The 13,354-nt window shown below is 55.7% G+C and carries 7 protein-coding genes; 5 read left to right on the forward strand and 2 right to left on the reverse strand.

Annotation, left to right across the window (positions count from 1 at the left end):
* Window positions 1-17: 17 nt before the first annotated feature.
* Window positions 18-617 carry a phosphoribosylglycinamide formyltransferase gene (purN, locus tag FYC48_RS17920; RefSeq protein WP_149498092.1) on the reverse strand — a complete coding sequence of 200 codons (600 nt, stop codon included), beginning with the start codon at window positions 615-617 and terminating at the stop codon, window positions 18-20.
* On the reverse strand, window positions 614-4,147 hold the full coding sequence (gene ileS / locus FYC48_RS17925; RefSeq protein WP_149498093.1) for an isoleucine--tRNA ligase: 3,534 nt from the start codon (window positions 4,145-4,147) through the stop codon (window positions 614-616). The genes purN and ileS overlap by 4 nt, the downstream gene beginning before the upstream one ends.
* Window positions 4,148-4,479: 332 nt before the next feature.
* Here ileS and FYC48_RS17930 point away from each other — a divergent pair, with 332 nt between their 5' ends.
* The 5 genes from FYC48_RS17930 (at window position 4,480) to FYC48_RS17950 (ending at window position 13,331) form a co-directional block, all read left to right on the forward strand.
* Window positions 4,480-5,298, forward strand: coding sequence for an MlaE family ABC transporter permease (locus FYC48_RS17930; RefSeq protein ID WP_315853783.1), 819 nt, complete (start codon window positions 4,480-4,482; stop codon window positions 5,296-5,298).
* Complete coding sequence (locus FYC48_RS17935) at window positions 5,295-6,131, forward strand: ABC transporter ATP-binding protein (protein ID WP_149498095.1); 837 nt, start codon at window positions 5,295-5,297, stop codon at window positions 6,129-6,131. Before FYC48_RS17930 ends, FYC48_RS17935 begins: the two co-directional genes overlap by 4 nt.
* A 2-nt stretch (window positions 6,132-6,133) precedes the next feature.
* On the forward strand, window positions 6,134-7,393 hold the full coding sequence (locus FYC48_RS17940; protein WP_149498096.1) for an MlaD family protein: 1,260 nt from the start codon (window positions 6,134-6,136) through the stop codon (window positions 7,391-7,393).
* A 1,700-nt stretch (window positions 7,394-9,093) separates the two neighbouring features.
* Window positions 9,094-11,532: a GumC family protein gene (locus FYC48_RS17945; protein WP_149498097.1), complete on the forward strand. Its 2,439-nt coding sequence runs from the start codon at window positions 9,094-9,096 to the stop codon at window positions 11,530-11,532.
* 110 nt (window positions 11,533-11,642) lie between these two features.
* Window positions 11,643-13,331: a sugar transferase gene (locus tag FYC48_RS17950; protein ID WP_235034310.1), complete on the forward strand. Its 1,689-nt coding sequence runs from the start codon at window positions 11,643-11,645 to the stop codon at window positions 13,329-13,331.
* The last annotated feature ends 23 nt before the right edge of the window (window positions 13,332-13,354 follow it).

Consider the following 13,354-nt stretch of genomic DNA (forward strand, 5'->3'; position numbering starts at 1 on the left):
TTAACGTTCGCGTCTGATCAAGACGACGCTATTTTCCTCAGCGTTCGGATCGCATCGGGCAACGCCTGACACTCCTGTTCAAACACACGGGCGGCGAGTGTGTCGGGCGTGTCATCGGCAAATACATCACAAGTCCGTTGCAAAATGATTGGGCCGTTGTCGTAGTGATTATCGACGAAATGGACCGTGCAGCCGCTGACCTTCACGCCCCGCTTCAGCGCGGCAGCATGCACATGGTGACCGTACATACCCGGACCGCCGAAAGCCGGCAGGAGCGACGGATGAATGTTGATCACCCGACCTTCAAAATCTTCGGGAATCAACACGTGCTTTAAGAAGCCCGCCATGATCACGTAGTCCGCCCCGGACTGACGTACGGGATCAAACATCGCACTGCAGTACTCTGCGTCGTCATGATCTTTCTTTCGAACGACCAACGTTTCGATTCCGGCGTCCTTGGCAATCTGCACGCCGCGCACGTCCGCCCGGCTGCTAATTACCAATCGAACATCGATCGGCAACCCATGAACATCGCGGTGCTCCAACAGATTCTGCAGCGTTCGGCCACCGCCGCTTAAGAAGACGGCAACCGAGATGGATTCGTTTGCTCCGGTCATGACGATACCTTGCGAACATAAATCGCACCGTGCTCGGAATCGGCAGACTCGACACCCTCGATCGTTCCGACAGATAGCTGATCGGCCAACGTCTCCTCGGTTATCGATTCGCCGTGCTCTTTCATCGCCTCGGCAACCTGATCGTCACTCGGGTCGACCGCGATTTCGATCCGATCGGTATACTGACACTCGATTGATTTCCGCTGGTTCTGAATCACCCGCACTAAATCTTTTGCGATCCCTTCACGTTGCAGTTCCGGGGTGACTTCGGTGTTCAGTACGACCACACAACCGAGCCCTTGTGCCGCGGCCCAACCGTCTTTCGCTTGCAAGCGAACTTCGATGTCATCGCTATCAAGCTGGACCGTCGCATCACCGATCGCAAGCGAAACGACGCCTTGCGATTGCAGGGCTGCCAACAGCTCATTGCCGTCCGCTTCGGCAAGCGCCTTTTTCACCGCCGGCACTTGCTTGCCGACCTTTGGCCCCAGTCGCTTGAAGTTCGGCACAACGGTGTACTGAACGTACTGGTCGCCTTCGGTGGTGTAGTGGACCACTTTGACGTTCAGTTCCTCGCGGATAAGCGCGTCATGGTTCTGCAACCACGCGATCTTAGAATCATCGGTCAAGATCACCGTGACTTCTGATAGCGGCAACCGCACCTTTAGCTTCTCGCTGGCCCTGGCGGCACGCCCCAGTGAAGCGATCTCGCGAAGCAATCGCATCGAATCGGACAACGATTCATCGATGACGGCCGGATCACTGGTCGGGTAATCGCACAAGTGAACACTTTCGAGCGTTTTGCCTTCGAACGGTTCGGTCAAACGCTGCCACAACGTGTCGGCCAAAAACGGAGTGAACGGGGCGGCAAGCTTGGTCAACTGAATCAACGTTTCGTACAACGTCCAGTAAGCGTCGTGCTTGTCTTGGGATTCTTTATCACTCGCCCAGAACCGATCACGACTGCGGCGGACAAACCAATTGCTCAGCCCATCCAGCAGCGATGTGATCGCTTGGCAGGCGTTGTAGTTGTCCAACGCGTCCATGCGATCGATCACCTTGGCGGTCGTCTGATGAAGTTCGGACAAGATCCAACGGTCGATCTCACTTCGCTCGGACGCGGCACGGTACTTCGGCGCCGACGCAAGCGAAGCCGGTGAAAGCTGGTCGTCGAATCCATCCGCATCGCGAGGATCAAAACCGTCGATCTCGGCATAGATCGTGAAGAAACTAAACGTGTTCCAAAGCCGCAGCAAAAATTCAGGGATCGAATCCTTGATCGACTGCTCGGCGTAGATAATCGAATTCCACGGCGCCTGGTTGGCAAACAAGTACCAACGCAACGCATCGGCGCCGTAGCGATCGAAGATCTCCTCGGGACTGCGGTAATTGCGCAAGCTCTTGGACATCTTGCCGATTTGTTTGGAGAATTTCTTGCCGGCGTGTTTCTTTGTTTCCGCTTCTTCGAGCGCGATGATTTTCTTGCCGTCGTCGCCCTCGGCTTCCCACCATTGGGACAGCATCAGACCGAGCACGATACAATTGCGAAACGGCAACGGATAATCGGCATCGGATTTCAAGGCAAGCGCATTCGACGCCGTATCGCTTGTTGCGGCTTCGTATCCATCTTCGGCGATCGACGCGCCCTCGCCGAACAACATCGTCGCGATCGCCAATTGACTGTAGAACCAACCACGGGTTTGATCGATCGCTTCGCTGATAAAGTCGGCGGGAAATTGCGAGTCAAAATCCCGGTCGCCTTGATGTGGCCATCCCCACTGGGCGAAGGGCATCGCACCGCTGTCGTACCAGCAGTCGATGACTTCACTCACCCGCTTCATCCGCGCGCCGGCGGCGAACGGCGACTCGTAAGTGACTTCGTCGATGTAGGGCTTGTGAACTCGCAAGTCGTCGACCAGCGACGGATCCTCGGCCTTCGCCTTGTCCCAAACTTCTGTACCGCTAACGCCCGGCTTGGCCAGTAACTCTTCGTAGCTACCGATCGCTTCCATCCGACCGGTTTGTTGGCAAACCCAGATCGGAAGTGGCGTCCCCCAATAACGTTCTCGCGACAGTGCCCAGTCGACGTTGGATTCCAAAAAGTTACCGAACCGACCGTCACGAATGTGTTCCGGTTGCCAACCGATTTGCGAGTTGTTTTTTAGCATCAGATCGCGGAACTTGGTCGTCCGAATGAACCAGCTCTCACGTGGATACTGAATCAGCGGATCCTGATCTGCCCGCCAACAGAACGGGTAATCGTGCAGGTACTGTTCCTGCAAGAACATCAACCCACGCTCTTTCAAATCACGTGACAATGGCTTGTCGGCATCCTTGACCCAGACGCCCAGCAAGTCATCGCTGACCGCTTCGACAAACTTTCCATCGGGACCGACCGCGCAAAGCAACGTGGGCTGTTCGCCTTCGACAAACCGACGACGTTCGCGATCATAGACTTCATAGTCGACTTCCCCGAACGCGGCGGCTTGGTGAACGATCCCCGATCCGCTGTCGGTGGTCACAAAGTCGGCTTCGACGATTCGCCAGTAGTGATGTTGTTTTTCGTTGCCATCGACAGGCTGAAGCAAAGCTCCTTGGGGATCACCGGTGGAATTCTTGTAACCATCGAACGGTGGTGTGTAGCGCAACCCGATCAGGTCCGTCCCGCGACACGTTTCCAACGCTTCGAATTCGCGTTTCGACTTCTCGGCGATCTTGTCGACCAACGCCGATGCCATGTAAAGCTCTTGGCCGGTATCGCTATCGCGGACCAACGTGTATTCCAATTCCGGGTGGACCGCCGCGTACATGTTGCTCGGCAACGTCCAGGGAGTCGTCGTCCACACCAGCAAATTACGTTTCGGCTGATCGACCAGCGGGAACAAAACGTACACGCTGGGGTCGGCAACTTCGCGGTAACCCTGCCCGACTTCGCCGCTGGACAATGCCGTTCCGCCCTGTGCCCACCACCAAACGATCTTGTGGCCTTGGTATAGCAAGCCACGATCGAACAGGTTTTTCAGACTCCACCAAACGCTCTCGACATAGCTTTGGTGATAGGTCACGTAAGCCTCTTCCAGATCCACCCAAAACCCCAACCGTTCGGTCAGCCGCTGCCACTGCTGCATGTAGCGCCACACCGACTGCTGGCATTTATGGATGAAAGGCTCGATGCCAAAATTTTCGATCTCTTCCTTGCTGTGGATCCCCAATTCCTTGCCGACTTCGACCTCGACGGGCAAACCGTGGGTATCCCAACCGGCTTTTCGCTCGCAACGGAAACCTCGCATCGTCTTGTAGCGGGGAAACACGTCCTTGATCGCCCGGGTCAAACAATGCCCTGGGTGTGGCATCCCGTTCGCCGTGGGCGGGCCTTCAAAAAAGACGAACGGTGGGGCATCGGCACGCCGCTCGAGTGATTTTTCGTAAATCCTGTTCTGCTTCCAATACTCCAGGATTTCCTCTTCCAGAGCGGGAAATTTGGGGCTGGCAGGGGCAGCACGAAACGGAGCGGAGGCGGATTTGGACATTGCTGTCAAAAAAATGGAATCAGTAACGGAACTGGTGAAGACGTCTCAAGACGCGGGATTGTAGTGGTAGGCCGCGATTTAATCGACACGGACGATTCCGGAAACCAACGCGGCGGCCGGGCGGGGTAGCTAACGGTGTGAAACAGCATTCGAAGGCCCCTAGCGGCGACAGCGAAAACTTTGCCTCATCCGCAAAGTCAACGCTGCCGATAGAGTCCGATATCTGCTGTGCTATCCCGATTTTCCACGACGAGCTTTGATCGTTCATGTCCACGACGGCGTCTCCCGAGCGAACACGCGCCCCCGGCGAAGGGCCTCCTTCTGCAAAGGAGATGCTTCACGCCTGGGTGGTTCAGTGGGGCTCGGCGGTGGTCGAAGGAGTCGAAACGATTGGCGACATCGCCTTATTCGCATGGCGGATGCTGACCTGGATCGCGACGCGTCTGCCTCAGCGAGGCACGCTGCTGACCAACTTCTATGAAATCGGAGTACTCAGCTTGCCCGTCGTCGCGCTGACGGGAACTTTCATCGGGATGGTGCTTGCCGTCCAGACGTACTACCAGTTCCACGCGATTGGATTGGAAACCCACCTGGGGGTCGTGATCAACACCTCGCTCGTCCGAGAACTCGGCCCGGTGCTTGCGGCGACGATGCTCGCCGGTCGTGTCGGCAGCGCCATGGCAGCCGTCTTGGGCACGATGCGGGTAACCGAACAAATCGACGCGCTAACAACGATGGGCGCCGACCCAATCCACTACTTGGTCGTCCCGCGCTTCCTAGCTTGCATTTTGTTGATCCCGGCGCTGACGATCATGGCGGACTTCATGGGGATCGTCGGCGGATACTTTTACAGCGTTAACATCCTGGACATTGACCACGCCGCCTACCTAACCCGCTCACGTGAAGGCGTTGTCGGCTTTGACTTGTTTAGCGGAATCTTTAAGAGCGTCTTCTTCGGCGGCATCATTGCGGTCGTCAGTTGCTACCAGGGATTTCACTGCAAAGCGGGCGCCGATGGCGTCGGCAAGGCGGCGACATCGGCATTCGTCTATTCCTTTGTGATGATTCTGGCGATCGATTTGGCCCTGAACATCATCTTGGACGAAATCTATTTCATGATCTATCCGTCGGGGGCGAGCTTTCAGCTATGAGCACTGACGAATCAAACACGACGAAAGCACCCGAGCCACAAGCGACGGAACCACAGATTCAAGTCCGCCGCGTCGAAGTAACCTTTGAATCACAAACGATCCTCAAAGAGATCTCGGTTTCGATCTCGGCAGGCGAAACAGTTGCCGTGATCGGTGAAAGCGGTTGCGGCAAGACGGTATTCATGAAGACATTGGTCGGACTGATCAACCCCACCGCCGGTTCGATCTTGTTTGACGGAATGGACCTCGCCAAGTTGACTCCACAACAGATCAGCGATGTGCGTCGCCGATTTGGATTCGTATTCCAGAACGCGGCGTTGTTCGACAGCATGTCCGTGTTTGACAATGTCGCCTTCCCACTACGCCAATCCACCGACGCGGACGCGCGAGAAATACGCGAGCGTGTCTTGCGGCACCTGCAAGACGTCGGACTGCCCCCGGGTGTCGCCGGGCGCAGACCGAGTGAACTGAGCGGAGGGATGCGAAAACGTGTCGGACTTGCCCGCGCGATCATCCTCGAACCAGATCTCGTCGTGTATGACGAACCCACCACGGGCCTCGACCCGATCATGAGCGACGTGATCAACGAACTGATGTTGGACGTGCGCAAGCGATACCCAGTTACGAGCGTGATTGTGACCCATGATATGAGAACGGCCCAAAAAGTTGCCGATCGTGTCTTGATGTTTTTCCCGCGGACTCGCCTAGAAGCCGACGAGTCACAAGTCCTCTACGATGGCCCGCCCGAAGGTCTCGAGGAGAGCTCGGAACGACGCGTTCGACAATTCGTCCGCGGTGAAGCCGGCGATCGAATCAAGGAGATCTCCAAATAACGATGGATGACAATCGACTAAAATTCGGAGTCGGCGTCTTAGTGATTGCCGCGTTGGGGATCGGAGTGATTCTGACGTTCCTATTCGGTGCGGTGCCACGTGTGCTGACGCGAGAGTTTGAGTTGCTCGTCACGTTCCCCAACGCCGATGGCATCAGCAGCAACACCAAGGTACTGCTGCGCGGTGTTGAAATCGGGCGTGTCTTGGACAAGAACCTACGAGACAAGGACGTCCTCGTTCGCATCGCGATCGAATCCGCCTACCAAGACAAACTGACCCACGAATACCTTCCGCGGATCGTGACCGGATCGATGATCACGCGCGATGCGAAACTCGAATTTTACAAGGCCGACGAAGCCGAATTGGTTGCGGCGTGGGACGAAGAATTGCCGGTCGTTCGCAACCAACGCTACACGAACGAACAATTCATCAGCAGGGGCATTCGTAAAAGCGACCCGTTTGATCTGCTGATCAATTTAGAAGATGAACTCCGATTGACACTCGAATCGGTACGCGACGCGAGCGGTTCGCTGCAACTCGTTGGCGAGAACGTCAATCAACTCGTCGGTGATGCACAAGGCGTCGTCGGAACTGCCAACGATGAACTGGGCGACCTTTCGCAAGAAGCGCGCAACGCGCTCATCGAATTCCAAGGCGCGATGCGCGAAGTCCGCGGCGTGCTGGCCAACGACGACCTGAAAGCCGCGATGGCCGAACTGCCATCGGTCCTCACCGAAGCCCAAGCAACGTTCCGATCCACACAAGAAACGTTCGACAGCTTCCGTGGCGTTGGCAATCAGTTTGAAAGGGTTGGCGTCGAGGCCGAAAAGGTGGTGAAGAACGTCGACCAAACCGTCGACGCCGTTCGCGACACCGTTCAGTCGGCCAAACGCAGTTTCGGTTCCGCCGAACAGGCGATCAAGAACATCGAGACGATCACGGAACCGATCGCCGCCAACAGTGACGAGATCGTCGCCCAGGCGCTGAGCAGTCTTCGCAACCTCGACGCCACGCTTCGCCAGATCGAAACGTTTGGGACCGCGATCAACAATAGCAACGGGACTGTCCGGCGATTGCTTGAGGACGATGAGGTCTACTGGAATCTGAAACGCACGCTAGAGAACGTCGAAATGGCGACCGCGAAGCTGCGTCCGATTATGGACGACGTCAGAATCTTCAGTGATAAGATCGCCCGAGACCCAAGAGAACTCGGCGTCCGTGGGGCACTCAACAAACGCCCCAGCGGCTTCGGGCTGAAGTAGCGGCACATACGCTCCAGCCCCCGACTGTGATCGCGATCTTCGTGCCCCAAGCAACGCAACGACATCGCGCAACGATGCCCAACGACTGCGCGACCGTCCAATCTAAACGGCACCGCGGCCGTCCCCCCCAACAAACTTTTGCGATTCGTCGCATCGCCAACGACCGGACGCTACCGCGCCATCGTTTCACCGTGTTATCGCGCGCCGCGATCGATGACGACCTTAATAGACGCAATGCTTGCGCGCCTGCTCGTTCCTGATCACCCCAATCGGCGACCCATGTGTTGACCGTCTTGATCACCGGCACACCACATGCTTGTTGTGGGAAATTCACCGCAACTTCGCGGTTGCCTTCGAAGTGCTGTGCTTCATCTGCAGTTCGGGAAGTGACTGAACTGCTAACGATCAAACCGCAGTGAACATCCATCATCGCGGACTACACCATTCGTATGAGTCGCACCTCAATACCACCGCACTTGTTATCGACAACAGTACGGACCATCCACACCCGACACCCACCGATCAAGCCAGCCGAACCCCGCCGCAATTCCGAAGACCGTGCACGACAGACACCCGCGACGAAACGCGACTACTCTCGGTGCAACGATCGTCGCATTCGCGAAACGAATCCATCAGCGCATAGCATGGAACACATCCAACGACAACACCCCGAAACGCGGACGATCCGATATCAACGTGACAGTGAACATGCGCGGGGCTATGCACATGAAGCGAGATTACTGCTACAACGTTCGCGGCAAAAAGAGGCTGAGATGCGAACGGAAACAGTGACGCGAACGGAGACCCAAACGCGCGACGAGGTGGCGACCATGCCGCTTCGCGAAGATCGCCCAATCCACAAACTGGCTTTGCCCAATCTTCACATCCCGGCACGACAAGGTGCATCTTATGTGCATCGGCGCGTCCGACATGAAGCTCGACAATGTGCGTCATCACCCGGGTCTAACAGTGTGCAGCCAATGACGTTCGTCAGAGGCTTTTTCGATCAAACCGAAGTGGTGAGTCGCGTCCTTACCTTGAATCCATGGCAAACGTTCAAGTCCAGCACACCGAAGCCAAGCGTACTCTCGACGCGAATTCCAACGTCAGCGTCTAAGCCAATGCCTCTCAAGCCTATGCCAGCTCAAAGCAGTTCGATCAATCGACCATCGATACGATCGACCTTTGCGACGAAGCATTCATTCTTCATGAGGACACTCCCGACAACACGAACGAACAAGTCGTGCGCCAATCATTTTGATGAGATGACTATTTCAGGCCAGCCCGCTGTAGTCATCGACAACACCAATCTGAACGCCCTTGAAAATGAACTTCGAAAAAACGATTTGCGATCCTTGCCATCGCTATTACAACCCATATCGTTCGGGAGATTCTTCGGGAGGAAGATTCACACCCACGGTGTTCAGTCAAACGTCTTCCCGAAAACGTTGGTGTCACCCAAGCGGACGAAGTCCGCGCTAAACCGCAAAGATCGCGTCCCACAAATCGATCGACCGTTTCGGATCAAAGGCGTGAAACCAACACTCTTGCACGTAGCATCTCGCTGCGAACAGGTCTCCAACCTTGCCGACACACAGAACGCACGTCGATGCATTGGGGTGATGCCTCGACTTTATGGGCTCGTTATAGACGCGTCTGCTTTTCTCTGGCCACGTCCTTCGTAACCAAACGATTCACAGATGACTAAGCACCCTGCAACGGAATCGAATGAGCCGGAATCCGAGTTCAACTTGGACCTACTTGGGATCGTTCGCCGACGCATTCACTTAATTGCTTTCGGACTACTACTTGGCACGACCGCGGCCACGATTTACTACCAAAAACAGGAATCGATCTACGAGTCGCACCTCAAAGTATTGGTTTCGCAGCGATCGACAGAAGTGGCCCGCACGGGAGTTCGCTCTGCCGATGATGCGACCACACCGGTGCAAGACAAAATCCTGGCGACGCACATCCAACTCTTTACCAGCCCTAAAGTCCTGCAAAAAGCCGTCGAAGATCATGGCCTTCCGAAGAACGCCGGCGAGATCGCGGCGGCCCTGACGATCACAAAGGTCGGTGACGCAAGTATCCTGAAAGCGACCTACCAGGATACCGACCCAAAGGTCGCCGCGCATGTACTGCAATCAGTTTTCGAAACTTACCACGAGTACGTCGAAAGCCAATCGAACACGGTCGGCAAGCAAGCGATCGATCTGATCGCGACGACGCAACAAAAGAACGAAGCCGAACTGCGTCGTGCCGATGAAGCCTATCGTGAATTCGTCGCTTCGGTTCCGGCACTCGTCGGCAGTGGAGGTCAAGCCGAAGACGTTCACCGGACACGTGTTAAAACCATCGAAGCAGAACTCGCCAAGGTCCAGCAATCACTTGCCGATGCCCGGTCACGGCGGAATGTGATCGTTGCGGCGACCCGTGGGAAAAAGCCGGAACAAGTCACTGACGCTCAGGTGATGTCGCTACTCTCTGAACGAGATATTTCCAGGCTCAACGCGCTCGTACAAATCAAAGAGCAACGCCAAGCAAAAGAAGAGACGAACACGCAAGAGGACATCGACAACGCGATGGAGCGAAAGTCCTGGGAGGTTGAATTCCAACGCTTGATGAGTCTTTCAAGCCAGTTGGAAGTCATGCGTACGACCTACCTCTCGGGACACCCCAGCGTTCGAGCCCTCGAGGCAGAAATCCAAAGCGTTCGCCAATACGTCAACAAGTATCGCAATGACGACCGTCATCAGCCGGAAGAACCAAGCCCCGAAGACCCACTCAACCTGCCGCCGTCTGAAATTCTCCAGACCTATTACGAAATCCTCAAAAGCGATATCGATCAATTCGAGAGTCGCGAGCAAGAACTTCTGGTCCAGTCCCAACGCGAAAATGAACTCGCGAAGGAAGTCGAATTGACGGTACTCGAGGGTGAGTCCTTGAAGGCCAACTTGCAACGCGCCCAAGCTCGCTATGACGAGGTTTTCAAACGCCTACAAGAACTGACACTGACCAACGAGTACTCGGGGTTCTCGACGGATCTACTCGTCACCCCCAAGCCCGAGAAATTTCCGTTCTGGCCTAGCAAGCCCAAGATCGCAATCTCCGGCATGATGAGCGGGCTGATGGTCGGTTTTCTGCTCGCAATGGTTGCCGAGTTTCGCGACCGCACGTTCCGCGATCCATCAGACCTCGCCTCGAGCTTGGACGCACCCGTGCTTGCCCATGCACCAGTTCTGGTCGAACGCAAACTGCAAAAGGTTGCGATCGCCGATTCAAATATTTCGCCAATGGTGGCGACGTTTCATGAACCCTGCGGTAACGAGGCAGAATCTTACCGTGTGCTTCGAACGTCACTTTTGTTGTCGGCCAAACGCGATCAAAAACGAGTCCTTCTTGTCACGAGCCCCAGCCCTGGTGACGGCAAAACAACGACCACTTGTAACCTTGCCGTATCGCTCGCCCAGACGGGCAAACGTGTTCTACTAATCGACGCGGACATGCGACGCCCGATGATCAATCGTGTCTTTGGCATCGACAATTCACTTGGCTTATCGGATCTCATGCGTGGTCATCGAGCGTTGTCGATGTGCCTACACGAATGCGAACAACTTAACTTGACCTTGTGCCCAAGCGGATCTCAAACGGCTAGTCCTTCGGAACTGCTGGAGTCGCAGCGGTTTTCAAAATTTATCGAACACATGCGTAGCGTCTACGACATCATCCTGATCGACTCCCCACCGGTGTTAGCGGTCGCCGATCCAGCGATCCTCGCCGATCGCGTCGATAGTTGTTTGGTAGTGGCCAAAGTAAAAACGAACAACGCACCGCTTCTCGAGCGTGCCGTCGAAACGCTACGCCAGCAGGGAGCGTCGGTAAGTGGATTGATCGTTACCCCGGACGAAGGACGCTATGGCTACGCGTCTTACAACTACCACTCGAAACGCGAATACGGATATTTGCAAAGCTACCAAAGCTACTATCGCACGGAAGAACCGCATCGTGAATCGGGCGGTCGATCGCGTCGACGAGTCAACGGCGTTGCGGTGCCACCTCAAGCCACTCAAAAAACGATTGACGGCGGGACCGAACACCGAAACGGACAGCAGGCCTATTCCGTCTCTCGGCAGTAACGCTCGCTCCACCACCAGCCATCACCTGCGGAACTCGGCAGGTGATTTTCAGCAAACCCTCACCAGACGCTTAGCCCACTCGATTCATGGATTTCAAGGAAGGCACCTTCATGACCACCACGCTAGATCCACGCGCGGTTCGTCAACTTGACCCCCACGCGCAGCCGAGTAACGGCCCTGGTTCGACAACCGATCGCCCCGGCTACACGCCATCGTTAAGCATGCTCGGAATCCTTGAGATGGGACGTCGACAAGCTTGGCAAGACGTTCGCTCGGCGACGCCCCTGATCTTGGCCGATGCGGTTTGCGTCGTCATTGCCCTGGCCGTTTCGACCGCCTTGGCGCAATGGACCAATGCCGAAACATCGACCTTTTTCGCCGTCAGTGTCATCGGACTGACGCTTTGGATGCAGCATCTCAATGGGCTTTACCCGGCTTGTGGTCAAAGCTACTCGACCGAATTCCGCGGAATCCTACGGACGTGCATGCTCGTTTCAGTCGTCGTCGGTTTCGCACTGATGACCAAACATGACTGGGCGATCGGGCCCTTGATGACCTGGGGCGCATTCTCGATCTCCCTGTTTTTCAGCTTGGCATCGCTTCGACCCGTTGTCCGTCGAGTTCTCGGTCGATTCGACTGGTGGACACAACCGGTCGTCATCCTTGGCAACGGTGCCGAAAGTCGGCAGATGTTAATGCGACTCAATGCGTCACGACAACACGGCTTACGAGCCGCCGGAATTGTGTTTGATCCCAACCGCTACTGGCATGTCGGTGGCTCGGGGACCGATGGGACGCAAGCGGCGATCGAGGTCGGGCACGAAGGCAACGGATTCGTCCCAAGTCCACACTTCGATTCGGCAACGTCGGTGATGGCAAAGCTGGAACCTCAGGCTCCGGTTCGCACCACCGCTGGCTCGCTGAAACGATCGGCTAGCAACTGGCTCGGACCGCTTTCGGAACTGGAATCGATCATGAGCCGAGCCGGATCATCGCGACTCGCCATCGCGGACCCTGGGAGTGATCGTTGGTATGACTTTCATGCCTTTCAAGGGATTCCGCACGTGATCATGCCCCTCGCCTCGGAAGGCCATCCGACAGAAACGGCACGGCTGTGCCAGGTCGACAATAGCATTGAACTTCACTGCCGAACCGTCTTAACACACCCGCATATGTTGCTCACCAAACGGGTGATGGACTTGACCCTGGTTATCCTCACACTTCCCCTTTGGTTCCCACTGATGCTTGCGATCGCGGCGGCGATTAAGATTTTTGACCCCGGTCCGGTCTTCTATTATCAGCACCGTGTCGGTCGCTATAGCCATCCCTTTCGCGCGATCAAATTCCGCAGCATGGTGTGCGAAGCTGATCAAAAGCTACAAGCCTACCTTCGCGAAAACCCCGCGGCACAGCAAGAATGGAAAGCAACGCACAAGCTGAAAAACGATCCGCGTGTGACCAAACTCGGATGCTTCCTTCGGAAAACCAGCTTGGACGAAATTCCTCAGCTACTGAATGTTCTGTTCGGTGAAATGAGTCTTGTCGGTCCGCGTCCGATCATCGACGGCAAGGACTATGACCAGGAGTACATCCAGGAGCATCCGGAAGTCTTCGCCCTTTATCAAATGGTCCGACCGGGCATCACCGGACTATGGCAGGTCTCCGGACGCAACGAAACAAGCTACAAACAACGTGTCTTCCTGGATCGTTTTTATCTCCACAATTGGTCGATTGAAATGGATCTCTTCATTCTGTGGCGAACGATCAAGACGGCATTGTTTCGCGAAGGCGCTTGTTGACAAATTCTTTCTTTTGATCTGGT

The sequence above is a fragment of the Roseiconus lacunae genome, assembly GCF_008312935.1.
GTDB lineage: Bacteria > Planctomycetota > Planctomycetia > Pirellulales > Pirellulaceae > Stieleria > Stieleria lacunae.

Excerpts from the sequence above, each read along its gene's own strand:
- purN (WP_149498092.1), bottom strand. The coding sequence starts at position 617 with ATGACCGGAGCAAACGAATCCATCTCGGTTGCCGTCTTCTTAAGCGGC.
- ileS (WP_149498093.1), bottom strand. The coding sequence starts at position 4,147 with ATGTCCAAATCCGCCTCCGCTCCGTTTCGTGCTGCCCCTGCCAGCCCC.
- FYC48_RS17930 (WP_315853783.1), top strand. The coding sequence starts at position 4,480 with ATGCTTCACGCCTGGGTGGTTCAGTGGGGCTCGGCGGTGGTCGAAGGA.
- FYC48_RS17935 (WP_149498095.1), top strand. The coding sequence starts at position 5,295 with ATGAGCACTGACGAATCAAACACGACGAAAGCACCCGAGCCACAAGCG.
- FYC48_RS17940 (WP_149498096.1), top strand. The coding sequence starts at position 6,134 with ATGGATGACAATCGACTAAAATTCGGAGTCGGCGTCTTAGTGATTGCC.
- FYC48_RS17945 (WP_149498097.1), top strand. The coding sequence starts at position 9,094 with ATGACTAAGCACCCTGCAACGGAATCGAATGAGCCGGAATCCGAGTTC.
- FYC48_RS17950 (WP_235034310.1), top strand. The coding sequence starts at position 11,643 with ATGACCACCACGCTAGATCCACGCGCGGTTCGTCAACTTGACCCCCAC.